The organism is Cupriavidus sp. GW822-FHT02D05 (assembly GCF_058802485.1).
In genome coordinates this window covers 49,074-73,078 of the sequence record NZ_JBXAOE010000039.1, presented here as the reverse complement: position 1 = coordinate 73,078, position 24,005 = coordinate 49,074, and the positions used below count along the sequence as shown (strand labels likewise).

The 24,005-nt window shown below is 67.5% G+C and carries 23 protein-coding genes; 7 read left to right on the top strand and 16 right to left on the bottom strand.

Annotation, left to right across the window (positions count from 1 at the left end):
• Positions 1-101: 101 nt before the first annotated feature.
• The 6 genes from tcuB to AC1RQK_RS35590 all read right to left on the bottom strand — a co-directional run bounded on the left by tcuB (position 102) and on the right by AC1RQK_RS35590 (position 6,427).
• On the bottom strand, positions 102-1,283 hold the full coding sequence (gene tcuB, locus AC1RQK_RS35615) for a tricarballylate utilization 4Fe-4S protein TcuB (RefSeq protein WP_492814093.1): 1,182 nt from the start codon (positions 1,281-1,283) through the stop codon (positions 102-104).
• On the bottom strand, positions 1,270-2,697 hold the full coding sequence (gene tcuA / locus AC1RQK_RS35610; protein WP_492374628.1) for an FAD-dependent tricarballylate dehydrogenase TcuA: 1,428 nt from the start codon (positions 2,695-2,697) through the stop codon (positions 1,270-1,272). The genes tcuB and tcuA overlap by 14 nt, the downstream gene beginning before the upstream one ends.
• Before the next feature lie 182 nt (positions 2,698-2,879).
• Entirely contained in the window at positions 2,880-3,830 is a 951-nt protein-coding gene (locus AC1RQK_RS35605; protein WP_492374627.1) for a LysR family transcriptional regulator, read from the bottom strand.
• An 81-nt stretch (positions 3,831-3,911) separates the two neighbouring features.
• A complete protein-coding gene (locus AC1RQK_RS35600; RefSeq protein WP_492814090.1) occupies positions 3,912-4,625 on the bottom strand; it encodes a 4-carboxy-4-hydroxy-2-oxoadipate aldolase/oxaloacetate decarboxylase in 714 nt (237 codons plus the stop codon).
• The gene (locus AC1RQK_RS35595; protein ID WP_150988240.1) at positions 4,622-5,371 is read right to left on the bottom strand and encodes a PIG-L deacetylase family protein; all 750 of its coding nucleotides are present in this window, start codon (positions 5,369-5,371) and stop codon (positions 4,622-4,624) included. The genes AC1RQK_RS35600 and AC1RQK_RS35595 overlap by 4 nt, the downstream gene beginning before the upstream one ends.
• Before the next feature lie 84 nt (positions 5,372-5,455).
• Positions 5,456-6,427, bottom strand: coding sequence for a tripartite tricarboxylate transporter substrate binding protein (locus AC1RQK_RS35590; RefSeq protein WP_416052200.1), 972 nt, complete (start codon positions 6,425-6,427; stop codon positions 5,456-5,458).
• Between the two features lie 123 nt (positions 6,428-6,550).
• Here AC1RQK_RS35590 and AC1RQK_RS35585 point away from each other — a divergent pair, with 123 nt between their 5' ends.
• From AC1RQK_RS35585 to AC1RQK_RS35575, 3 genes are all read left to right on the top strand, one after another.
• The gene (locus tag AC1RQK_RS35585) at positions 6,551-7,450 is read left to right on the top strand and encodes a LysR family transcriptional regulator (protein WP_492814087.1); all 900 of its coding nucleotides are present in this window, start codon (positions 6,551-6,553) and stop codon (positions 7,448-7,450) included.
• Positions 7,451-7,661: 211 nt separating this feature from the next.
• Positions 7,662-9,494 (top strand): methyl-accepting chemotaxis protein, encoded by a 1,833-nt coding sequence (locus tag AC1RQK_RS35580; RefSeq protein WP_492814085.1) that lies wholly within the window; start codon positions 7,662-7,664, stop codon positions 9,492-9,494.
• 253 nt (positions 9,495-9,747) lie between these two features.
• Positions 9,748-10,995, top strand: a complete 1,248-nt coding sequence (locus tag AC1RQK_RS35575) for a cation:proton antiporter (protein WP_183031132.1) — start codon at positions 9,748-9,750, stop codon at positions 10,993-10,995.
• Positions 10,996-11,049: 54 nt separating this feature from the next.
• Here AC1RQK_RS35575 and AC1RQK_RS35570 read toward each other — a convergent pair whose 3' ends face one another.
• Both AC1RQK_RS35570 and AC1RQK_RS35565 read right to left on the bottom strand, forming a co-directional pair.
• Positions 11,050-12,054 (bottom strand): sulfate ABC transporter substrate-binding protein, encoded by a 1,005-nt coding sequence (locus AC1RQK_RS35570; RefSeq protein WP_492374622.1) that lies wholly within the window; start codon positions 12,052-12,054, stop codon positions 11,050-11,052.
• Between the two features lie 174 nt (positions 12,055-12,228).
• Positions 12,229-12,765 (bottom strand): carboxymuconolactone decarboxylase family protein, encoded by a 537-nt coding sequence (locus tag AC1RQK_RS35565; protein WP_492374621.1) that lies wholly within the window; start codon positions 12,763-12,765, stop codon positions 12,229-12,231.
• 168 nt (positions 12,766-12,933) lie between these two features.
• On the opposite strand from AC1RQK_RS35565, the gene AC1RQK_RS35560 reads away from it, so the two are divergent.
• On the top strand, positions 12,934-13,926 hold the full coding sequence (locus tag AC1RQK_RS35560; RefSeq protein ID WP_492814082.1) for an AraC family transcriptional regulator: 993 nt from the start codon (positions 12,934-12,936) through the stop codon (positions 13,924-13,926).
• Here AC1RQK_RS35560 and AC1RQK_RS35555 read toward each other — a convergent pair.
• The 7 genes from AC1RQK_RS35555 to AC1RQK_RS35525 all read right to left on the bottom strand — a co-directional run bounded on the left by AC1RQK_RS35555 (position 13,923) and on the right by AC1RQK_RS35525 (position 20,349).
• Positions 13,923-14,861 carry a 2-dehydropantoate 2-reductase gene (locus AC1RQK_RS35555; RefSeq protein WP_492814080.1) on the bottom strand — a complete coding sequence of 313 codons (939 nt, stop codon included), beginning with the start codon at positions 14,859-14,861 and terminating at the stop codon, positions 13,923-13,925. The two genes, AC1RQK_RS35560 and AC1RQK_RS35555, sit on opposite strands and share 4 nt — an antisense overlap.
• Positions 14,862-14,937: 76 nt before the next feature.
• On the bottom strand, positions 14,938-15,486 hold the full coding sequence (locus tag AC1RQK_RS35550) for a winged helix-turn-helix transcriptional regulator (protein ID WP_492374619.1): 549 nt from the start codon (positions 15,484-15,486) through the stop codon (positions 14,938-14,940).
• 85 nt (positions 15,487-15,571) lie between these two features.
• Complete coding sequence (locus AC1RQK_RS35545) at positions 15,572-16,759, bottom strand: thiolase family protein (RefSeq protein ID WP_492374618.1); 1,188 nt, start codon at positions 16,757-16,759, stop codon at positions 15,572-15,574.
• Positions 16,759-16,989 (bottom strand): hypothetical protein, encoded by a 231-nt coding sequence (locus tag AC1RQK_RS35540; protein ID WP_492814077.1) that lies wholly within the window; start codon positions 16,987-16,989, stop codon positions 16,759-16,761. The genes AC1RQK_RS35545 and AC1RQK_RS35540 overlap by 1 nt, the downstream gene beginning before the upstream one ends.
• 23 nt (positions 16,990-17,012) lie before the next feature.
• On the bottom strand, positions 17,013-18,557 hold the full coding sequence (locus tag AC1RQK_RS35535; RefSeq protein WP_492814095.1) for a DHA2 family efflux MFS transporter permease subunit: 1,545 nt from the start codon (positions 18,555-18,557) through the stop codon (positions 17,013-17,015).
• Positions 18,558-18,643: 86 nt separating this feature from the next.
• The gene (locus AC1RQK_RS35530; protein WP_416052190.1) at positions 18,644-19,756 is read right to left on the bottom strand and encodes an HlyD family secretion protein; all 1,113 of its coding nucleotides are present in this window, start codon (positions 19,754-19,756) and stop codon (positions 18,644-18,646) included.
• Between the two features lie 59 nt (positions 19,757-19,815).
• The gene (locus tag AC1RQK_RS35525) at positions 19,816-20,349 is read right to left on the bottom strand and encodes a winged helix-turn-helix transcriptional regulator (protein ID WP_492814075.1); all 534 of its coding nucleotides are present in this window, start codon (positions 20,347-20,349) and stop codon (positions 19,816-19,818) included.
• A 150-nt stretch (positions 20,350-20,499) separates the two neighbouring features.
• On the opposite strand from AC1RQK_RS35525, the gene AC1RQK_RS35520 reads away from it, so the two are divergent.
• On the top strand, positions 20,500-22,005 hold the full coding sequence (locus AC1RQK_RS35520; protein ID WP_492814073.1) for an efflux transporter outer membrane subunit: 1,506 nt from the start codon (positions 20,500-20,502) through the stop codon (positions 22,003-22,005).
• 5 nt (positions 22,006-22,010) lie between these two features.
• Here AC1RQK_RS35520 and AC1RQK_RS35515 read toward each other — a convergent pair whose 3' ends face one another.
• On the bottom strand, positions 22,011-22,169 hold the full coding sequence (locus tag AC1RQK_RS35515) for a hypothetical protein (protein ID WP_492814071.1): 159 nt from the start codon (positions 22,167-22,169) through the stop codon (positions 22,011-22,013).
• A gap of 195 nt (positions 22,170-22,364) precedes the next feature.
• Here AC1RQK_RS35515 and AC1RQK_RS35510 point away from each other — a divergent pair, with 195 nt between their 5' ends.
• Entirely contained in the window at positions 22,365-23,099 is a 735-nt protein-coding gene (locus AC1RQK_RS35510; RefSeq protein WP_492374612.1) for a GntR family transcriptional regulator, read from the top strand.
• Between the two features lie 91 nt (positions 23,100-23,190).
• On the top strand, positions 23,191-23,973 hold the full coding sequence (locus AC1RQK_RS35505) for a transporter substrate-binding domain-containing protein (protein WP_492814069.1): 783 nt from the start codon (positions 23,191-23,193) through the stop codon (positions 23,971-23,973).
• Positions 23,974-24,005: the final 32 nt, after the last annotated feature.

The following is a 24,005-nucleotide window of genomic DNA, read 5'->3' as shown; positions in this document are numbered from 1 at the left end:
GCGCCTTCTTTGCCTACTTTCTTGGCAAGACAAGAAAGTAGGTCGCCGCCCCGCAGGGGTGGTGAAACTGCAGTTGCTTTTGACGCCCAGCCCACAACACCTCAATCGGGCCGACCAAGCGCCAGGCTGCCGGGCCGGCGTTTTTCTATATTCCATTTGAGCAGCGCCGCGCCGCGGTAAACGCCGTGCGCGAACTTGCCGTAAGGCAACGTCAGGAACAACGCCATCACCACGCCCAGGTGCACCGCCAGCAGCAGCGCCATGGCCTCGGTGTCGCGCCAGGCCAGCAGCGCCAGCCCCGTCAGGCTGGTGAAAAACAGCAGCGCGATAAAGCCGCGGTCCATCGGCTTCTGAGCGGCATCGCCGGTGCGCGGGTCGCGCTTCAGGTTGAGCCAGAGCAGGCCCGCCGGGCCGATCAGCAAGCCGATGCCGCCGGCCGTGCCCAGCAACACCGGCAGGCTGGTGGGCGCATACGGTGCATGCAGGCCCAGCAGGTAGTGGTACAGGGTGGCGACCGCCGTGGCGGCAAAGCACAGCATGAAGCCATAGAACGTGAAATGGTGGAAGCGCCGGCGCCACAGCGTGAACGTGTCGTCCGCGTTGTTGCAGCCCTGGCCGTGGCCGCCGTCCAGATAGCGCAGCCGCAATGCATCGTGCGCGGCGCCGCCGATGGCCGGGCCGCGCGCCTCGCCTTGCAGCTCGCCGGGCGAGACCCTGCGCCAGAAGCGCGTCACGCCCACGCCCAGCGCCAGCACCGCGCAGCCGAACACCAGGCCGAACATCGCCGCCAGCAGGTTGTGCGGGAAGATGGCGTAGAAGTTGCCGGCCAGCGGTGCGTGCAGCAGGCTGCCACGCATGGCAAGCACCATCGCCAGGAACAACGCCAGCCCGGCTGCCAGCGCCAGCGCGGTGGCCAGGCCAGCGCGGCGGTACAGGCTACCGAGCGCGGCGGGCCAGGCGTAGTCGGAATACGTCTGGACCCGCACCTTGGCCATGGCCTGCGGCACGTTGACCGCGAACTCGTGCGGTGGCGCGTACTGGCAGGCGTGATAGCAAGCGCCGCAGTTGTGGCACAGGTTGGACAAGTAGTGGATATCGGCCTTGCCGAACTCCAGCCGGCGCGTCATGGCGGGAAACACCGCGCAAAAACCTTCGCAATAACGGCAGGCATTGCAGATCTGCATGACGCGGCCCACCTCGGCCTCGGCCTCGTCCCCGCTGAGCGGCAGCGCGCCCTGGGCCAGTGCCGCCGCTTCGCGCGTCAGCGCTTCAAGATGTTGCATGCTGCTCTTCCTGGAATGCGTTGTGGTTTGGCCGCCCGAGCGCGGCGGCGGCGGCCTGGGTGCCGGCGATGCGCCCGAAGGCGGTGCCGATGGCCATGCCGACACCTGCCGTATAGCCCTTGCCGAGCACGTTGCCGGCCATCATCTCGCCGGCAACGAACAGGTTGGCGCTGGGCTTGCCGCCGAAGTGCACGGCGGCGTGCTCGTTCACCTTGAGGCCGAGGTAGGTAAAGGTGATGCCGGGGCGCAGGGCGTAGCCGAAGAACGGCGCGGTATCGATCGGCCGCGCCCAGTGGGTCTTGGCCGGGGCGATGCCCTCGGTGTGGCAGTCGTCCAGCACGGTGTGGTCGAATGTGCCGACACGGCACGCCGCGTTGTAAGCCTCGATGGTGCGCATGAAGGTGGCCTCGTCCAGCCCGAGCTGGCGCGCCAGTTCCGGCAGCGTGTTGGCGCGCACCCCCGGAAACACGGGCGGCATGAAGCGGCCCACGGCCTTGGCGTCGATGATCGAATAGCCGATCTGTCCGGGCTGCTGCGCGACCAGCCGCCCCCAGATGGCGTAGCGCTTGGGCCAGAAATCCTCGCCTTCGTCGTAGAAGCGCTCGGCATTGCGGTTGAGCATCACGCCCAGCGAGACGCAGTCCACCCGCGTGCAGATGCCGCCGTCGTACAGCGGCGCGCGCGCGTCGATGGCCACGCAGTGCGATTGGGAAGGGTCGCCGATGGCGTCGGCGCCGGCTTCGATCATGAACTTGAGCAGCACGCCCATGTTGAAGCGCGTGCCGCGAATCAGGAAGTTGTCGGCCGGCCAGTCACCATCGGCGTTCTGGCCCCAGGCCTCGCGCAGCCATGCGCGGTTGGACTCGAAGCCGCCGGCGGCCAGCACGCAGCTGCGCGCCTCGATGCGCTCGCTGCCGATGCGAGCGGCTTTGAAGCGCCCGCCGTCCAGCTCGATGGCGTCCACCGGGGCGTTGTAACGCACCTTGACGCCAAGGGCTTCGGCGCTGCGGAAGTACGCGTTGACCAGCGCCTTGCCGCCGCCCATGAAGAAGGCATTGGTGCGCGCCACATGCAGCGCGCCTGACAGCGGCGGCTGGAAGTGCACGCCGTGGCTGCGCATCCAGTCGCGGCAGGTCGACGAGGCGCGGATGGCCAGGCGGGCCAGGCGCTCGTCGGTCAGGCCGCCGGTGACCTTAAGCAGGTCTTGCCAGTATTCCTCTTCGGGATAGGCCTCGATCAGGACGTCTTGCGGCGCGTCGTGCATGCAGCGCAGATTGCGGGTGTGCTGGGAGTTGCCGCCGCGCCACTCGCGGGGCGCGGCTTCCAGCAGCAGCACGCTGGCGCCGGCTTCGCGCGCCATCAGGGCCGCGCACAAGGCGGCATTGCCGCCGCCGATGACCAGGACGTCGATCATGGGTGCGCGCCTCCGGCAAGGCTCGGGAGAGCCGGCAGGGGCGGCTCCAGGATTTGAATGATGGACAGCACGATGAGGGTTCCGGTGGGGATGCCCGCACTGTAGCGGCCCGCTAGCGTCCTGCTAAGCCCCCGGATCGCATGGGGGCATCACGAATCGTGATACCCCCCGGGGCACGTGCATCATCCCTCCGGCCCAAGCAGCCGAGCCCCCCGCCAGGCGCCGGAGCGCACCAGTTCGCGGGCGCAGTCGGCCAGTACCACGCGCAAGGCCAGCGCGGCGGGCGATAGTTCGTCGTCGGAGAGGCTGCACAGCACGTTCTGGCGCCGCACCTTGGGGTCCGCGATCTCGGCCAGGTGGAAACGCGCTTGCGCATCGGCATAGCGCCCCACCGCGGCCCAGGGCTGCAGGGTGGCGCCAAACCCGAGGTCCACGGCGTCCATCAGCATGGCCAGCGAATCCACCTCCTGCACCACCTGCGGCACGATCTTCACGCGGGCGAAGGCGGCATCGAGCGTGCTGCGCAGCCCATGCAGGCCGGTGGGCATGATCAGCGGCACGTCCCGCAACTGCGCCATGCGCAGCCGAAGCGGCGCCTCGGCGTCAACCTCGGCCGGCAGCGCGCGGCGCGAGCGGATCAGGAACAGGGTTTCCTCAAGCAGCGGCGTCACGCTCCAGCGGCGCGCTACAACGGTGTCGAACAGCACGGCCAGGTCGAGCTGGCGGGCGTTGAGCATGGCGCCGAGGTGGCCGGACAGGCTCTCCACCATATGCAGGCGCACATCCGGATAGCGCTCACGCATGGCGCGCATCAGCGGCACTCCGATGACCGAAGCCGTGGTGGGCGCCAGCCCCACGCTGACCGTGCCGGACAGCCGCGCATGGTGGGCGGCGCGCTTGGCCTGCTCGGCATGGCGCAGCGCCAATTGAGCCTCGCGGAAGAAGGCCAGCCCGGCCTCGGTGGGCGTCACGCCGCGCGTGGTCCGGCGCAGCAGCCGGGTGGCCAGCTCGCTCTCCAGACGGCTGATCTGCTGGCTCATGGCGGATTGCACCATATCGAGGTCGAGCGCCGCGCGGCTCATGCTGCCAAGCTCCACCACGCGGACGAAATACTGAAGCTGGCGCAGTTCCATCGGGTTCCCCGGCCTGGATTCGTGTCTGGATTTGTGTCTGCGACGCTTATACCAGATCGCGAACCGGCTGCGGCCGCCCGGTCAGGCCTCGTCGAAGCCGCTGTACCAGTCCACGGTCTGGTCGGCGTACACCAGGCCCTTGGCCGCCAGCGCCTCGCGCATCTGGTACATGTCCAGCCCCAGCACGCCGGAGGCCAGCGTAGCGCGCTTACCCTCCTCCATGGCACCGCGCTCGGCGGCACGGCGCGCGGTCTCGGCAGCGAGCGGGCGCGGCACCACCACCACGCCATCGTCGTCGGCCACGATCACGTCGCCGGGCCGCACGTGGGCGCCGGCGCAGACCACCGGCACATTGACCGCGCCCACGGTTTCCTTGACCGCGCCCTGCGCCGAAACCGCCCGCGACCAGACCGGGAAGCCCATGGCATTGAGCGTGGCCACATCGCGCACGCCGCCGTCGATCACCAGGCCGCGCGCGCCGCGCGCCTTGAGCGAGGTGGCCAGCAGGTCGCCGAACAAGCCATCGGTGCAGTCGCTGACCAGCGCCACCACCAGGACGTCGCCGGGCTGCACCAGTTCCACCGCGACGTGGATCATCCAGTTGTCACCGGGATGCATCAGCACCGTCACGGCGCTGCCGGCAATGGCGGCGCGGGCCTGGATTGGCCGCATGTATGGCTTCATCAGCCCGGTGCGGCGCTGCGCCTCGTGCACCGTGGCGACACCGGCGGTGCCCAGTGCGTCGATGTCCGCGGCGGCCGCGCGCAGGATGTTGCGATAGGCGATGGTCTTCATGACAGGCTCTGTGCTACCTGCGGGAACACGCGCGCATAGCCTTCTCCGTACTTCACCTTGCGATCGGAGTTGCGCGCGGCCTGCGCGCCGCGCTGCAGCGCCACGCGGGTGTAGTACTCCCACAGGTGCTCCTGCGCCGCCATGGTGGCGAAGGCGCGCTGCTTCTTTTCCCACACCGAGGAGATATCGAGCAGCACGTCGGGCTTCCAGTTGCATTGCTCGGGCTGATGCGGCTCGAACAGGAACACAGGCGGCGCGCCGATCACCGGCACCTCGGGCTTGTAGCCATGCGCCTGGGCGATGACCCGCGCTTCCTGCGCGACGTGCGTGGCGAGCGGATGGTCAAAGTTGTAGATGTCCTCGCGCGAGTGGCTCAACACCAGTTCGGGCCGCAGCGCGCGGTAGAGATCGGCCAGGCGTAGCAGCGCTGCGTCGGTCACGCGCATGGGGTAGTCGCCCAGGTCGAAGCACTCCAGCGTCGCGCCCAGGATGTCGGCGGCCTGCTGCGCTTCTTCATGCCGAGCCGCCTTGACGCGCTCGATGGTCATGCCCGGCTGGCGCCACATCTTGGCGGACTCGCCGCGCTCGCCAAAGGACAGGCAGACGATTTTGACGTTGTAGCCGCGCTCGGCGTACAGCGCGATGGCGCCGCCGGCACGCCAGACAAAATCGGCGGCGTGCGCGCTGACCACCAGGATCGAGGGACGCTGCGCGTCCGGCTGGGCTTGGGCTTGGATGTCGGACATGGGGACTCTCTTGGATCTTGTTAGGTCGTATTGGATCGTATTGGGTCGTGTCGGATCGTCGGATCGTCGGATGCGCGTGAGGCCTCAGTCGGCCGTGATGCCCGCCTTGCGGATGACGCCGTTCCAGGTGGCGGTTTCGCCGCGCACGAACTGGCCGAAAGCTTCAGGCGTGCCCGGCAGGATGGTTACGCCCAGTTGCGCGAGCTGTTTGCGCACATCAGGGTCGGCCAGCGCAGCATTGGCGGCGGTATTGAGCTCATGGATCACGGCCGGCGGCGTCTTGGCCGGCGCCACCAGCCCCCACCAGACCGAGGCGGTGAAGCCCGGCAAGCCTTGCTCGCGCGAGGTCGGCACGTCCGGCAGCAGCGGCGTGCGCTGGTCGCTTGCCACCGCGATGGCGCGCAGCGTGCCGGCGCGGATATGGGTGATGACTTCGAGCGGGTTGATCGGCATGAACGAAATGCGCTCGCCCAGCAGGTCGGTGATCGCGGGCGCGCCGCCCTTGTAAGGCACATGCAGCACGTCGATGTGTGCCGCTTCCTTGAACAGCTCGCCGGCGAGATGGCCCGAGCTGCCGTTGCCGGCTGAGGCATAGCTGAACTTGCCCGGCTGGGCCTGCGCCTGGGAAACCAGGCCCTTGAGCGACGTCACGCTGGATTTTGCCGGCACCACCAGCACCAGCGAGGCCTGTCCCACGCGCGCCACCGGCGTGAAATCCCGTGCGGGGTCGAACGGCAGCTTGGCGAACAGCGCCGCATTGGTGGCCAGGCTATTGGACGCCATCATGATGGTGTAGCCGTCCGGCGCGGCCTTGGCCACGGCCTCCATGCCGATATTGGTGCTGGCGCCCGGGCGGTTGTCGACGATGATGGGCTGCTTGAGCAGCACGCTCATCTTTTGCCCGACCGAGCGCGCCACGATGTCCACCGCGCCACCGGCGGCATAAGGCACGACCAGCCGGATGGGCTTGGCCGGGTAGGTCTGGGCGCTGGCGGCGCTGGCGGCCAGCGAGAGCGCGGCGGCCAGGAAGCCGGCAAGGTAGGGGCGGCGCAGCATGGTTGTCTCCTGATGGTGCAATTTGTCGTGCGGCTCAAGGCCGTTTGCGTGCATTCTGGGCAGCTGCCGTGATACTGTCCAATACGTTTTCAAACCCCTTGTTATTGCACTTCGATATAAGCAATGGATTTCCGCCAACTCCGCTATTTCGTCGCCGTGGCCGAAGCGCTGAGCTTCAGCGAGGCCGCGCGCAAGCTCCATATCAGCCAGCCGCCGCTGAGCACCCAGATCAAGGCGCTGGAGGACGAACTCGGCAGCCCGCTGCTGGACCGGTCCCGCCACCATGTGGCGCTCATGCCGGCGGGCACGCTGTTCCTGGACAAGGCCAGGGCGGCGCTCGCCAACCTGGAGCAGGCCCGCGAGGTGGTCAGGCAGGTGGCCGCCGGCGAGGCGGGCGAGATCCGCGTGGCCTTTACCGCCTCGGTGCCGATGCAGGATGCGTTTCCGCGCGCGGTGCAGCAGTTCCGCGTGGACCACCCGCGCGCCATGCTGGAGCTGGTGCATATGTCCACCGGCCAGCAGTTGCAAGGACTGGAGAAAGGTGAGATCGACATTGGCTTCCTGCGACCGTCGCCCCAGTTCTACCCGCCCGCCAGCGTCACCGTGCACGAAGTGCTGGCCGACCGCCTGGTCGCCGTGCTGCCTGCCTCGCACGCACTGGCAAACCCGGTGGACGACGCCGGGATCGATATCGGCGCGCTGTCCGCACAGCCTTTCCTGCTGTTCCCCCGCGGGCTGGGCTGCGGGCTGTTCGACCACGTCACCACGCTTTGCAACCGGGCGGGTTTTGCCCCGCGCATCGGCCAGGAGGCGCGCGAGGCGACCACCATCATTGGTCTGGTAGCGAGCGGCGCCGGCGTATCGGTGCTGCCGGAGATCTACGCGCGCACCGGCATCCCCGGCGTGACGTATCGGCCACTGGCTGGCCAGGATGCCGCCAGCCGTGTGCTGGTGGCGCATCGCACCGGGGCGCTGTCACCCATCATGCGTCGGTTCCTGGCATTTTTTGAGGTTGGCGGCTGAGGTAAGGACGGTGCGGAAACTGAGTCCCGTTGCGCAATAGCGGCGTATTCACCACGCCGCGGGGCGCCGCCATGCACTAGTACGGCGAAATGTCTGCACATTGCCGTTTCAGCCCTACAGTTCCCCTCCAGCCTTCCGTTAGCCGGGGCATGCTGGCCGACAACAAAATTGTCGGAGGCCTTTTTTAACCACCGCCCCCTACCCAACGCGCATGCTTCTCTCGCTCCGTACACGCATTACGGCGACCTGTGTCGCCATCGTTGTCACCGCCTTGTCGGCATCCACCGGCATCACCTACGTAGTCACGAAGCACAGCGACGAACGCACGCTGCGGCAAAACCTCGCCACCATCACCCAAGGCAACGCGCAAGCCATCACCGAGTGGCTGACCGCGCGGGCCGACATGGTGCAAGCCGTATCCCCGGAGAGCCTTTCCACCGATCCCATGTCCGCGGTCACGCAGCTGGAAAGATCCGGCGGCTTTGTCGTGGCCTATGCGGGCTACCCGGACAAGCATGCGGTGTTTTCCCGCGACCTCGGCATCCCGGCCGACTACGATCCCACGGGCCGCCCGTGGTACCAGGCCGCCGTCAGCGCCGGCAAGCTGGTCATCACGCAGCCGTATGAAGATGTCGCGACCAAGAAGCTCGTGGTGACGCTGGCCCTGCCTGTGCTGGCCAATGGCCAGTTGAAGGCCGTGGTGGCTGCCGATGTGAACCTGGACGCCGTGACCTCCACCGTGAACGGCATCCACCCCACCCCGGCCAGCTTTGCCTTCCTGGCCGACAAGAGCGGGCGCATCGTGGCGCATCCGGACGCCAAGCTCAACCTCAAGCCGGCCACCGATCTGTCCGCCGACCTGACGGCGAACGCCCTGGCCAGCCTGTCGGATCCCGAGCAGCCCCTCGCAGTCAAGATCGCGGGCGCCACCAAGCTGCTGCATGCAGAGCCGGTCAAGAACTCCGACTGGGAAGTGGTGGTTGCCATGGATGAGGACGAAGCCCTGGCCGGCCTGCGCAATGTGCTGCAAGCCATGTTCATGACCCTGGTGGCGGTGGCCTTCCTCGCCGCGGGAGTCGGCTCGGTCATGACTGCCTCTGCGTTCCGGCGGCTGTCCCAGGTGCGCGAGGCGATGGACGAAATCGGCTCCGGACACGGCGACCTGACCAAGCGCCTGCCGGCCGACGGCAACGATGAGGTCACGCAGATCGCCCGCGCGTTCAACCAGTTTGCCGACAAGCTCGCCACGGTGCTGATCGATATCCGGGACAGCAGCGAATCGGTTCGCACGGCAACCGCCGAAATCTCACAGGGCAATATCGACCTGTCCTCGCGTACCGAGCAAGCCGCAGCCAGCCTGGAGCAGACAGCGGCTGCCATGGACGAGCTCACCGGCACCGTGCAAAACTCGGCCGAGGCCGCCGTGCGCGCCGGCGAGCTGGCGGCCGCGGCCTCCCAGGTCGCCAACCGGGGGGGCGATGCCGTCTCTCGCGTGGTGACCACCATGCAGGAAATCTCGACCGCCTCCGCCAAGATCCACGACATCATCGGGGTCATCGACGGCATCGCCTTCCAGACCAACATCCTGGCGCTCAACGCTGCCGTGGAAGCCGCCCGCGCCGGCGAACAGGGACGCGGATTCGCCGTGGTGGCTGGCGAAGTCCGCACGCTGGCCCAGCGCAGCGCGCAGGCCGCCAAGGAAATCAAAGGACTGATCAGCCAATCGGTGGCCAAGGTGGACTCGGGCGCGGAGCTGGTGCGGGACGCCGGCGAGACCATGAACAGCATCGTGGCCAGCGTGAAGCAGGTCGAGCAGGTGCTGCGCGAAATCTCGAATGCCGGCAGCGAGCAAAGCGTGGGCATCACGCAGGTCAACCAGGCCGTGAGCCAGCTCGACGGGGCAACGCAGCAGAATGCGGCGCTGGTCGAGCAAGCCTCGGCGGCCGCCGGTTTCCTGCATGAGCAAGCCAACAAGCTCGCCGATGCGGTAGGCCAGTTCCGCCTGGCCAGGGCGCATGGCGGCGCGATAGGGTCCAGGGCTTGAACCGCTGACGCAGCGGCGAGCCAGGTAAGCAAGGGGGTTCAGCGGCGGCTGAACCTCTTTTTTTTGTCAGGCGGGCGCCACTTGAAGAAATTTCCCAATTGCTGATATGGTTGATGTGGCACAAAATCCACATAGCGTCGCACCCGACGCGGACTGCCAGTAGTGCCGCTAGTGCCGCTAGTGCCGCTAGTGCTTGTAACGCTTGTAATGCTTGAAACACCCGCATCACCCATCTGCAAGGAGAACTCCCCGCATGACTGTATTCCAAGGGACTGGCGCCCTTTTCACCCTCATCGCCATTTTCGGCGTCATCAACCACCGCTTCATCAAGCTGCCCGACACCCTGGGCATCACCGCCGTCGGGCTGGTGACCTGCCTGAGCGTGTCCATCCTCGGCTTCAACCACCCCGAAATGGTCGCGCAGGCCCGCAAGCTCGTGGCCCAGATCGATTTCTCCGACGTGGTCTTCCACGGCCTGCTCAGCCTGCTGCTGTTCGCCGGCGCCCTGCACGTCGACCTCTCACGCATGCGCCGCCAGCGCCGGGCCGTGGTCATGCTGGCCACGGTCGGCGTGGTGATCTCGACCGCCGCGGTCGGGTTCGGCTTCTTCTATGTCGCACAGTGGCTGGGCCACCCGGTCAGCCTGCTGTGGTGCCTGGTGTTCGGCGCGCTGATTTCCCCTACCGACCCGATCGCCGTGCTCAGCGTGCTCAAGAACGCGGGCGCATCGGAAAGCCTGGAAACCAAGATTGCGGGCGAATCGCTGTTCAACGACGGCACCGCGGTGGTGGCATTCCTGACCCTGGTGGGGCTAGCTACCGGCGCCACCGAATTCTCTGCTTCGCACGTGGCGCTCGCGCTGGTGCGCGAAGTGCTGGGCGCCGTGGTGCTGGGCATTGTGGTGGGCTATGTGGCGTCGGTGCTGCTGCGCGGGATCGACAGCTATCCGGTCGAGATACTGATCACGCTGGCGCTCGCCACCGGCGGCTACAGCCTGGCTGAAGCGGTGCACGTGTCCGCGCCGCTGTCGGTGGTCATCATGGGCCTGGTGATCGGCAACCATAGCACCAGCAAGTCGATGTCGGAGAAGACCCGCGAACACTTGTTCAATTTCTGGGGCCTGCTGGACGAGTTGCTCAACCTGGTGCTGTTTGGCCTGATCGGGCTGGAGATCATCGCGCTGTCGCTGCAGCTGCATATCGTCTGGCTGGGGCTGGCGGCGATTCCCGTGGTGCTGATTGCGCGCGGCATCAGCGTGGCCATCCCGCTGCTGGCGCTGCAGAATTTCCGCCGGCTCAATCCGCACTCGGCCACCATCATGACCTGGGGCGGCCTGCGCGGCGGCATCTCGATTGCGCTGGCGCTATCGCTGCCGGAGTTCCCCGGCCGCGAGATGCTGATCGGCGTGACTTACCTGGTAGTGGTGTTCAGCCTGCTGATCCAGGCCACCACGCTGGGCAAGCTGGTCAAGCACCTGAATGGGCTGAGCCCGAAGCCGTAGCGGATACGCCATCCGCAAGCGGGCGGCGGGACTCACCCGCCGCCTGCGCCTGGCTTACAGGCGGCTCTGGTAGATCTTGTCGAACTCGCCGCCATCGGCAAAATGCCGGCTCTGGGCCTGCGCCCAGCTGCCAAACACGTCGCTGACGGAAAACAGCTGGATCGGCCGGAACAGCGCCGCGTGAGTCTTGAGCACCGCGGCCGAGCGCGGCCGGTAGAACTGGCGGGCGATCACGTCCTGGCCGGCATCGGACCACAGGTATTGCAGATAGGCCGTGGCCACCTTGCGCGTGCCGCGCTTGTCCACCACCTTGTCGACCACAGCCACCGGCGCTTCCGCGATGATCGACTGGCTCGGATACACCACCTCGAAGCTGTCTCCCAGCTCCTTGCGGATCTGGTGCACCTCGCTCTCGAAGGTGGCCAGCACATCGCCAAGCTGGCGCTGCGTGAAGCTGGTGGTCGCGCCCCGGCCGCCGGTATCGAGCACCGGCACATTGCGGAACAGGCGGCCCACCGCATCGCGCGCCTGGGCCTCGCTGCCGCCCTTGCGGATAGCCGCGCCCCACGCCGCCAGGTACGTGTAGCGCCCGTTGCCCGAAGTCTTGGGGTTCGGCACGATCACCTGCACGCCAGCGCGGCCCAGGTCCTCCCAGTCCAGGATGCGCTTGGGATTGCCCTTGCGCACCAGGAACACGATGGTGGAGTAGTACGGCGCCGCGTTGTCCGGCAGGCGCTTCTTCCAGTCCTGCGCCACCACGCCCCGCTGCACCAGGATATCGATGTCGGTCTCCTGGTTCATGGTCACAACGTCGGCCTCCAGGCCATCGGCTACCGAACGCGCCTGCTTGCTCGAGCCGCCATGCGACTGGTTGATGACCAGCGTCTCGCCACTCGCCTGCCTCCAGTTAGCGACAAAGCCGGGGTTGATCTCACGGTACAGCTCGCGGGTGACGTCGTAGCCGGCGTTGAGAATGGCGGTGTCGGCCAGCGCGGAGAACGTGGCGCCGAGCAGCAGGCCAGTGGCAAGAATGCGGAGTAGGGATCGGGGTCGGGACATGAATGGACGCTGGTTGGATCGATCGGATTAATGTCTTGCCGAAAAGACAGGCATGACGCTCGTGATCCTCATTGTCCACAGCAGGGGCATCGCAGCGGAACGAAAGATTCCGCATGTCGATAGACGCGAGCCAGACGGAAGGCGGGTCACGATCTCCTCGCCTTCCGCCGCCTCTCACGCCACCTTCGGGAAATCGATCACCGTATCGTTGACGCGGTTGATCATATTGGTGAACAGGATCGCGCTGATGGCCTGGATGCTCTCGACGATCTGCCGATCGGTGTAGCCGGCTTCGCGCACATTGGCGACGACGCCGGCAGGCACCGTGCCGGAAGTCGTGGCCACGGCCAGTGCGAAGCGGACCAGCGCGTCGATCTTGCTGTCTTGCGGGTACTCGCCGGCGCGCAGCTCACGCGTTTGTTCGACGGTATAGCCGGCCATCTTGCCGGTCATGGTGTGCGCGGCCACGCAATAGTCACAACCCGACGCTTCGCTGACGGCAAGGTTGATCGCTTCGAGCTCGCGGGCGCTGAGCGTAGCATTCTTGAGCAGCGCGCCGGTTTGCAGCGCGTGGGCCAGCACCTCGGGGGCATTGCTGCCAATCACCGCGTAAGCGTTGGGCACCTTGCCCACGGCGCCCTTGATGGCGGCGAACAGTTGGGCGGCCTGGCCGGTGGCTTCGGCGGGGTTGATGGTGTGAAGACGGGACATGACGGCACTCCTTTGCGGTTGGTTGATGGACCCGCGCTGTGTTTGTTGCGCTGCTTCCATGGACTGAAGTCTAGGCGCGCCATATGCGATTTACCGCATATAATCGTCGCATTATCTTGCCCTATCGTCTCAACACGCCGTATCCGTCTTGATGCCACCGTTCCCACCATGGATAGCTTGACCGAACTTGTGCGCATGCTTTCGCCCGCCGGCACCGTCGACCTGCACTGCCATTTCGCCGGCAACTGGCGGGTGGACAACGCGGCGGCGCCCGCCGGCCACCTGCCGTATCACATCATCCTGAAGGGGCAGGCGCGCGCGCTGGTGGCGCAGGAGGCCATCTCGCTCGATACTGGCGACGTGCTGCTGTTCCCGCACGGCAGCGCGCATACGCTGCGCAGCCTGCCCGACGGGACCGAGGGGGCCGAGGGGGCCGAAGGTGCCGCCGGCGCGCACCGCGCCATGCCGGCCCAGACGACGCGCTTCAATGGCTTGCTGACCGAGGTGACGATGCCCGGCGACGCGCATCCGCTGGACATGCTGTGCGGCACGTTCGTGCTGGGCTTGCCGGGCACGGTGCTGTTGCGCAACCTGCCGCCGGTGCTGCGTGTGGCCACCGCGCGGCGCGCCGATTGCGCCTGGCTGCATGCGCTGATCGACATGATGCGCAACGAGGCGCAGGCGCCCGAGCCAGGTGGCGCGGCGGTCATCGGGCAGCTCTCCACCGCGTTGCTGACTTTGCTGTTGCGCGCGCTGATCGCGCAGGGCGGCGTCACGCATAGCCTGCTGGCGCTGATGGCCGATGCGCGGCTGTCCAAGGCGATCGATGCGGTGCTGCGCGCGCCGGCCGAGCCGTGGTCGGTGGCGTCGCTGGCGGCGGTGTGCAATGTGTCGCGCGCCACGTTCGCGCGGCGCTTCGCCCAGCTCAGCGGCGAGACGCCGCTGCAGTTCGTGACCACCTTGCGCATGGAAATGGCCGCCCGCCTGCTGACGCTGGACCGCGGCTCCGCGGCCAGCATCGGCGAGCATTGCGGCTATGCCTCCGAGGCCGCCTTCGGGCGCGCCTTCAAAGCGTACTTTGGCGTGGGGCCGGGCATGTTCCGGCGTGCGGCGCGGGAGCGCCGCGCGGCCGCCGCCGCGCAGGCGGCCTCGGCGCGTTAGGCCGCGGCGCGCTGCGCTTCGTAGACCTGCAGGTGGCTATAGGCGATGCGCACCAGCGGCACCGCATGCCCCAGCCGCGCGGCACGCTGCGCCATGTCGCCGACGATGTCGTACGCCTCCAGGCGGGGCGCGCCCTGCGCGATATCGCGCATCATGGAGGCGGCCCAGGCCGAGTTCTCGTCCAGCAGGCGCGCGGCCATGGCTTGGGCCACCGGCTCGGGCAAGGCGTGCCCGGACAAACGCGCCACCGCCGCGCATTCGTCCATGGCCTGCTGCATCAGCGCCCGGCCGTCCACCGTCCTGACGATCTCGCCGACGGTGCCGCGCATCAGGCAGGTCATCAGCGCACCAGCCGAGATCATCACCCACTTGTTCCATAGCGCCTGGTCGATGACCGGTGACAACTCACGCGTGCCGGGCGTGCTGGCCGCAAGCGCATGGAAGGCGCTGGCCAGGCCCTGTGCCGACTCGGCACGCGCGCCCACGATGAGCCTGTCGACCGCGCCTTGATGCACCACCGCGCCAGCGGCGTCCAGCGTGGTGGCAATGTACGACACGCCGCCAAGCACCCTGTCGCGGCCGTAGCGCGCGTCCAGCGTCTCATACGCGCGCAACCCGTTGACCAGCGGCAGGATCGCCGCGCGCTTGCCCCCGCTGGCAGAAAGCACCGGGCCCAGCGCGGCCATCGCGCTGTCCAGGTCATAGGTCTTGCATGCCAGCAGAACCAGGTCGTAGTCTGCCTTGGCGTGCTCGGCCAGCACCGTCTTCACGGCGGCGCGGATATCGCCAAGCTCGCTGCGCACGGTCAGGCCGTCTCTCGCCAGCGCTTCGGCGCGCCGTGGCCGCACCAGGAACGTGACATCCGCCCCCGCCTGCATCAGGCGAGCGCCATAGTAGCCACCCATGGCGCCAGCGCCCAGGACCAGAATCTTCATGACGTTCCCCGCTTCAATGTCCGACTTGCTTAACAGTGGTTAACTGCGGCCAACAGTGGCTAACAGTGCAAAGCGCCTACGGCAGGTCGCCGGTGAGCACCGCGTCGCCCGCCTCCCCGGCTTGCTCGGCGCCCCCGAGGAAGCCGGCGGCGGATGCCAGGCGCCGGCGCATGCCGTCCGCGGCGGCCGGGCCGGCCACCAGGGCATGCCGCTTGAAACTCAGCCGCTCGCCCGTGCCGGCATCCACCAGCACGGGATCGACCACCTTGCCGGTTTCCTTGTCGCGCAATTCCACGCTGGGGCCTTCCGGCGCGAAGTGCTTGTTGCCCCAGGCCAGCATGGCCAGCAGCACGGGCAGGAAATCCCGCCCGCATTGCGTCAGCACATACTCGTAGCGCGGTGGCTTCTCCGAGTACTGCTGGCGCTCCAGCAGCCCCTCCTCCACCAGCGCGGTGAGGCGGCGCGTGAGCATATTGGGCGCGATGTCCAGGTTCTTCTGGAAGTCGTCGAAACGCCGCGCGCCATAGAACGCCTCGCGCATCAGCAGCATGCTCCACCACTCGCCAACCCGCTCCAGCCCGCGGGCGATGGGGCATTGCATGTTCCTGAAGGTTTTTCTTTGCATGGTTGAGGACTCCGCTTCGGCATCTTGATACTTTCAACATGATAGCTGGATTGAAACGCCGCAATGCCGTCCCCGCCGGTGCCGTCTAGTCCAGGGCTTCGAGCGCCAGCGCAATGCCCTGCCCGCCCCCGATGCACAGCGTCACGATGCCCCGGCGTAGCCCATGCGCACGCATCGCGTACAGCAGGCGTGTGGTGAGCACCGCCCCGGTTGCGCCGATGGGATGGCCATGCGCGATCGCGCCGCCCTCCACGTTGATGATGTCGAGCGGCAATCCGAGTTCCCCAGCCACTGCCAGGGGCACCGCAGCGAAGGCCTCATTGATCTCGAGCCACTCGACATCGCCCAGCGCCCATTGCGCGCGCTGCAGCGCCTGGCGCACAGCCGGAACGGGCCCAAGGCCGAACAAGCCCGGCTCGACGGCGCCTACGCCATAGGCCACCAGCCGGGCCATCGGCGCCAGCCCGAGGCTCTCGGCCAGCGATCGTTCGGCGACCAGCATGGCGGCCGCGCCGCTATTGAGCCCCGGTGCATTGCCCGCGGTGATGGTGCCGTCCTTGCGAAACGCCGGACGCAGCTTGCTGAGAATCTCGAAGGTGGTATCCGGCCGGTTCGCTTCATCCACGTTGAACGTGGACGTGCCGCCCTTTGCCTTCACGGGCACACCGATGATCTGCTCCACGAAACGGCCTTGCTCCTGCGCGCGGGCAAAGCGGCTTTGCGAGCGTTCGGCCCAGCGGTCCTGTTCGTCGCGGCTGATCTTGTTGCGCGCCACCAGGTCCTCGGTATGCCAGCCGGAGTGCTCACCCGAGAATGCATCCACCAGGCCATCGCGCAGCATGCTGTCCTGCAATGCCGCGTCGCCCATGCGGCTGCCCCAGCGGGCGGCGGGCATCAGGTAAGGCGCCTGGTCCATATTCTCCATGCCACCGGCAATCGCCACGTCGACATGGCCGAGCCAGATTTCATCGGCGGCACTGGCGATGGCCTGCGCGCCGGAACCGCACACGCGGTTGACCGTCATCGCCGGCAGCGAAACCGGCAGGCCCGCGCCGATGGCCGCCTGCCGGGCGGGATTCATCCTGTTGCCCGCCTGGATCACATTGCCGAAGACCACGCTGCCGATCCGCTCTGGATCGACGCCAGCGCGGCGCACCGTCTCGCGGATGACCGCCGCGCCCAGTTCGGTTGCCGGCGTGGCCTTGAGCGAACCGTTATAGGCGCCGATGGCGGTGCGAACGGGGTGGCATAACACAACTTCCCTGGTTTTCATCACAGGCTCCTTGGGGTGGTGGACGAAGCCGGCCGCGTAGCGGCCAGCCATGGCGCTTGCGCATCGCCAGCCGCCGCGCCCTGCGGCGCCTTGCAATAGCGGTTGTCGGCGCGTGCGCATCCCACGCCGGAGTCGCGCGGGCGCTCCGTGCCGGCGTGGACAGTTTGTGCCGCCATGGCGGCAAACAGCGCGGCACAGGCCAGCGCGCTAGCTAAACGGGTGTTCATCATTCATCTCCCGGGTGTGGAAGGCCTCAATGCGCATCGGCCGATGGCGCCATGGGCGGCCCCGCCTTGCGCAGCAGCGGCACCATGGCGGTGGCGATGGCAAAGCACACCATGATGACCAGGAAGGCATCGCTAAACGTCTGCGTCTGCGCCTCGCGCCAGGTCAGTGCCCACAGTTGCCTGAGCGCGGCGGACTGCGCATCGGCGACGTCGTGGCCCAGCGCGGCCATATTGCTGCCCACCGCCTGCAGCAGCGCGCCCATGGCCTCGTTGCTGTAGTTCAGGTGCTCAGCCAGGCGCTGGAAATGCAGGTTGGTGCGGTCGTTCAGGATGGTCGCGCAACTGGCAATGCCGATCGCGCCGCCCAGGTTGCGCATCAGGTTGAACAGCCCGGACGCCAGCTTGAGCCGCTCCGGCGCTAGCGATCCCAGCGTGAGCGTGACCGCCGGCGCCACCGAGAACTGCTGCGCCATGCCGCGGAACGCCTGCGGCAGCAACAGTTCCTGCGCGCCCCAGTCGTGCGTAATCGGCGCGAACTGCCACATCGAGAAGGCAAAGCAGCCCAGCCCGAACATCATCAGCCAGCGCAGGTCCACCCGATTGGCGAAGAAGGCATAGACGGGGATCGACATGACCTGGAACACACCGGTTGAGAACACCGCCAGCCCGATCTGCAGCGCGCTGAAGCCACGCACGTGGCCCAGGAACAGCGGCGTGAGATAAATGGTGGCGAAGATGCCCACGCCGGTGATGAACGAGAAGAAGCAGCCGAGTGCGAAGTTGCGGTCCTTGAGCGCGCGCAGGTCCACCACCGGATGGGCGTAGGTCAGGCTGCGCCAGACAAAGCCGACGCCCGCCATGCCCGAGATCCAGGCAGAGGTGAGAATCACATCGTCGCCAAACCAGTCCCAGCGCGGGCCTTCTTCCAGCGTGTACTGCAGACAGCCGAGAAACAGCGCCATCAGCGTCATGCCGAGATAGTCGGCGCCGCGCACCAGCGACCAGTTGGGCTGGTCCACGCGCACCAGCAGCGGCACCGCCACCGTGATGAAGATGCCCGGCACCAGGTTGATGAAGAACAACCAGTGCCAGGAGTAGTTGTCGGTGATCCAGCCGCCCACGGTGGGCCCGAGCGTGGGCGCCAGCGAGGCCAGGGCACCGATGGTGGCTGCGGCAATCACGCGCTGCTTGCCGCCGAAGAAGGCGAAGGCGGTGGTGAACACCAGCGGAATCATCGAGCCGCCGAGGAAGCCCTGCATGGCGCGAAAGGCGATCATGCTCTGGATGTTCCAGGCGAGGCCGCACAGCAGGCTGGTCAGCGTAAAGCCCGCCGCCGAAACGGCAAACAGCCAGCGTGTGGACATCACGCGCGACAGCCAGCCCGACAGCGGAATCACGATGATTTCGGCGATCAGGTAGCTGGTCTGCACCCACACGGTCTCATCGGTGCCCGCCGACAACCCGCCGCCGATGTCGCGCAGCGAGGCCGAGACGATCTGGATATCCAGCAAGGCGATGAACATGCCCACGCACATGGTGGCAAAGGCCAGCACCTTGGCAGCCGTGCTCATGGAGGCCGCGGAATACGCCGGCGCAGACGGCTGCGCGGGCTCGGCTGGCTGCGTGGCCTGCCCGGGCCCGGCCAGGACGCTGCTGCTCATGGTTGCACCTGCGCGTCGGCGCGGGAATCGACTTGCGCCAGCACCGACAAGCCGGGCCGCAGCATGGCAAGCGCGGCCTCGTTGTCATCCAGCATGATGCGCACCGGCACGCGCTGGACGATCTTGGTGAAGTTGCCGGTGGCGTTCTCCGGCGGCAGCACGCTGAACTGTGCCCCCGTGGCCGGCGCCAGGCTGAGTACGCGGCCGTGGAACACGCGGCCGGGCAACACGTCGGCCTCCACGGTGGCACGCATGCCCGGGCGCAGATGCGCAAGCTGCCCTTCCTTGAAATTCGCATCGACCCACAGGCCGCGTGCCGGCACCACCGACAGCAGTTGCGCGCCGCCGGCGGCATAGGCGCCCACGCGGGCGCGGCGGTTGCCGATGGTGCCGTCGATGGGCGCGCGCAACTCCGTGTAGCCCAGGTTCAATTTGGCGATGTCGCGCTCGGCAACGGCTTGCGCGAGCGCCGCCTGCGCTTGCAGCTTCTGCGTGGCAATCACGTCGACCTGGCGCTGCGCCGCGAGCAGGCTGGCCTGCGCCTTCTGCGTGTTGGCGAGAGCTTGCTTGTAGTCCGAGTCAGCCTTCTGCGAGCTCTGGACCGATACGGCCGATTTGGCAGCCAGGCTCTGGTAACGAACCTGGTCGTCGCGCGAGCGCAGGGTGTCGGCATTCACCGCGGTGACCGCCGCCCGGGCCTGGCCGATCACCGCTTCCTGCAAGGAGCGGGTGGCATCCAGATTGGCCAGCAGCGCCTGCTGGGCGGCCACCGCCCCTTCTGCCTTGGCCAGCGCGGCGCGGTAGTCGCGGTCATCGATACGGGCCAGCAAGTCGCCGGCGTGCACCTGCTGGTTGTCGGTCACCAGCACTTGCGCCAGGTAGCCCGGCACCTTCGGCGCAATCACCGTGACTTCACCGCCAACATAAGCATCGTCGGTGCTTTGCAGGAAGCGGCCGTGCGTCCACCAGTGCTGGCCATAGGCGGCGGCGCCAAGGCCGGCGGCGATGAGCGCGCCGGTCATGATCAGCCGCTTGCGGCTGATGCGGGGCTTGCGGGTAACGGGGATGGGCGCCGGGCCTGCACGCTCGGCGGTGATATCGCTTGTCATGACGCTTCCTCTGGTTTTCGCTCTAACTTTTGCTTCAACACGCTAACGCTGCAGCGCTTTCACATATGGACAGTTGCCTGCGGGACATCGGGGATGGTGGCCGCGCGTGCCCGCGCCGACTTTTCAAGCTTGGCGCGGACGCCCTCGCTGGCGGCCGGGCCGGCCACGACCACGTGATCGGCATCGGTAATCGGATGCCCGGTCTGCGCATCCACCAGGATCGGGATAACGGTGGCGCCGGTCTGGCGGTCCACCAGCAGCACGCTCTCGCCCTCGGGTGAGAAGTGGCGGTTGCCCCAGGCCAGCAGCGCCAGCATCACCGGGCGGAATTCGCGGCCCCGGTCAGTCAGCAGGTATTCGAAACGCGGCGGCCGCTCGCAGTACTGGCGCCGCGCAAGCAGGCCCTCGCGCACCAGGGTTTCGAGGCGGCGCGCCAGCATGTTGGGCGCAATGCCCAGCTGCTTCTGGAATTCGTCGAAGCGGCTGTTGCCATAGAACGCCTCGCGCAGGATCAGGATGCTCCACGGCTCACCCACCCGCGCCAGGCTGCGGGCAATGGGGCAAGGCGCGTTGTCGAGCGGCTTTTTCTGCATGTTCGCCACCTCCAGGAAATCATGTTGCTATCAATATGAAAGTTAGTATAGAGTTGTAAATATCATCATGCAAGTAACTTGTTGAACAAAACCACTGGGGCGGCGATCAAGCCGCTTCCTGGTTTCCCTGAATCCCTGAAGGAGATGGACATGAGCCGTACCCCGCCCCGCCCCGGAATCGCGCCTGAACAGCCGCAGCCGCACCAGCACCTGCGCCGGCATGCGGCGCGGGCCACCGTGCTCTGCGCGGCAGCGCTGACGGCGCTGGGCCTGGCGGCTTGCGCCGCGGTAGGCCCGGACTACAAGACGCCCGCGGCCGACACCGCAGCCAGCTACCCGCATGCCGATGCGCTGGCTGCACGCGCCACGCGCCAGCCTGCGCCACCGCTGGATACCTGGTGGACGGGATTCGACGATCCCGCGCTCACGCGCATCGTCCAGCGCGCGCTGGACCAGAACCTGGACCTGGCCGCCGCGTTTGCCCGCGTGCAGCAGGCGCGGGCCGCTGCCGCCGAGGCCGGTGCGCAGTTGCTGCCCCAAGGCAGTTTGTCGGCGCAGGCGGCCAAGGTGCATCAGTCGCTGGAAAGCCCGCTAGGCAAGATCGCGAGCAAGTTCCCCGGCTACGACCGCAATGCCGCGCTCTACGATGTGGGCGCGGGCGCGAGCTGGGAGATCGACCTGTTCGGCGGCCTGCGGCGCGGCGCAGAGGCGGCCGACGCCGAGGCGCAGGCCGCGCAGGCCGACCAGCTCGGCGCGCGCATCTCGGTGGCGGCCGAGGCCGCCGATGCCTACTTCCGCGTGCGCGGCGCGCAGCAGCGCATTGCCATTGCGCAGGAGCAGGTGACGAACAACGGCAAGCTGCTGGACCTGGTGCAATTGCGCTTGCACGACGGGCTTGCGTCCAGCCGCGAGGTAGCCCAGGCGCAAGCGCTGGTGGCGCAGGCGCGCGTCACCATCCCCCCCTTGCGGATCGAGCTGCAAACCCAGTTGAACCGGCTCGATGTGCTGATGGGCGCGCAGCCGGGCACCTACGCCGCCGAGCTTGGCCCCCTGCCGAACGGCGTGGCCGTGCCGGCCATCTCCGTGGCCCAGGGTCCCGCCGACCTGCTGCGCCGCCGCCCCGACGTGATCGCGGCGGAGCGCAGGCTGGCCGCCAGCAGCGCGCGCATCGGCGCGGCCACCGCCGAGTACTACCCCAAGCTGTCCCTATCCGCGCTGCTCGGCTTTGAGAGCCTGAGCGGCGGCAAGCTGTTTTCCGCTGCCGCGTTCCAGCCGGTGGCGGCAGCGGGCTTGCGCTGGCGCCTGTTCGACTTCGGCCGTGTGGATGCCGAGGTGGCGCAAGCCAAGGGCGCCAACGCCGAGGCGCTGGTCAACTACCGCAAGGCCATGCTGCGCGCGACCGAAGACGTCGAGAACGCCATCGTCACGCTGACCGAGCTCGAATCGCAGGGCAAGGAGCTGAGCACCGAGATCGACGCCCACGAACGCGCGCGCGGCGCTTCCGAAGATGCGTACAAGGGCGGGGCCGTGAGCCTGTTCGAGGTGTTGGATGAGGAGCGCCAGTTGCTGGCCGCGCGCGACCAGCAGGCCCGCGTGCACGCCGACAACGCGCGTGCCGCGGTGGCGACGTTCCGCGCGCTGGGCGGTGGGTGGTGATCGGATCAGGCCAGGCTTGGCGCGAGAACCCGTTCCCTCAGCAAGGCGGAAACATCCTCCGATGCGAGCGGCCCGGAGAACAAGTAGCCCGCGCCGAAATCGTCGATGCTGATGCACATGCTCAGGCCGCGCAGCCCTTTCTCGGCAAGGGCCTCGGCCTCCACGCGCGCCTTGCACACGCAGCCTGAGCACTTTGCCGGCAGCGCTCGCCGCACCACTGCCGTGCACTTGCACTCGCCAGCGGCATAAGCCGCGCCCAACTGGTGCGCGCCCAGCCCGGGCCAAGGCCGTTTTGCGTACAAAAACTGCACATCACGCTTGTATATCAGTCTGGCATACCTCTTGCGTCTGAGGCTGGCATGACTTTCGCCGCTCCCTCCATGCCAGCCTTCAGCGATACCGCCGGCCACGCCCGCGGCAGCACTTCCGCCGAGATTGCCGAACGCATCACGCAATCGATCCTGGCCCAGCGCCTGGCGCCCGGCACGCGGCTGGGCGAGCAGGCGCTGGCCGGGCTGTTCAGCGTCAGCCGCACGCTGGTGCGCGAAGCCCTGACCCGGCTGGCGGCGCGCGGCATTGTCACGGTGTCCGCCCGGCGCGGCTGGTTTGTGATCGAGCCGTCGCGGCAGGAAGCCCGCCAGGCATTTGCCGCCCGGCGCGCGATCGAGCTTGGCTTGCTGCGCTATGCGGCGCCGGTCTCCGCCGCTGCCATCGGCCGGTTACAGGAGCACGTGGCGCAGGAGCAGCGCGCGCTGAGCGCCGACGACACCGCCCTGCGCAGCTACCTGCTGGGCGACTTCCATGTGTGCCTGGGCGAATGCGTGGGCAATGTGCTGCTGGCCGACACGCTGCGCGACCTGACGGCGCGCACCACGCTGATTGCCATGCGTTACCAGTCCAGCCACCAGGCCAACGAGTCCTGCGCCGAGCATGTGCTGATCGTGGCAGCGCTGGCCGCGGGCGATACCGAGCGCGCCATCGCGCTGATGGACGCCCACCTGTGCCACGTCGAGGCCGGCCTGAGCGCCGCCACGCCGGCGGACCCGCCCGATCCGCTGCGCCAGGCGCTGAGCCCGCTGGGGCATGCGGCTTGAGCACGCGGGCAACCGGTAGATAGCAACGACCCGCTTCTTCGATTTCGATTCTTTGAATTTCCTCCCTAACGGCAAGCTAGCAAGGACCCTTATGAAGCTCTCCAAACTCCTCCTCGGCCTCGGTGCCGCTGCCCTCGCCTTCTCGATGCAAACCGCCGGCGCCGAAGCGCTGGACGATGTGGTCAAGGCCGGCGTGCTCAAGGTCGCGGTGCCGCAGGACTTTCCGCCGTTCGGCTCGGTCAACGCCGAGATGAAGCCCCAGGGGCTGGACATCGACGTGGCGACACTGATCGCCAAGAAGATGGGCGTGAAGCTGGAACTGGTGCCCGTGACCAGCACCAACCGCGTGCCCTACCTGCAGACCAGGAAGGTGGACCTGGTGATCTCCAGCATGGGCAAGAACGCCGAGCGCGAGAAGGCCATCGATTTCAGCGAGGCTTACGCACCGTTTTATAACGGCGTGTTTGGCCCGGCCGACCAGAAAGTGACCGGTGCCGCCGAACTGGCCGGCAAGACCATCGGCGTGACGCGCGGCGCGGTGGAGGACCTGGAACTGACCAAGATCGCCCCGGCGACGGCCACCATCAAGCGCTACGAAGACAACAACGGCACCATCAGCGCGTTCCTGTCCGGCCAGGTGCAACTGGTGGCGACGGGCAACGTGGTGGCAGCCGCCATCCTCGCCAAGAACCCGCCCAAGAAGCCAGAGCCGAAGTTCCTGATCAAGAACTCGCCCTGCTTCATCGGCCTGAACAAGGGCGAGCCCAAGCTGCAAGCCAAGGTCAACGCCATCCTGGCGGAAGTGAAAAAGGACGGCGAGCTCAATGCGATCACGGTGAAGTGGCTGGGCATGCCGCTGCCGGCCACGCTTTGATGCGTTGATGCGTTGATGCATTGATGCACTGA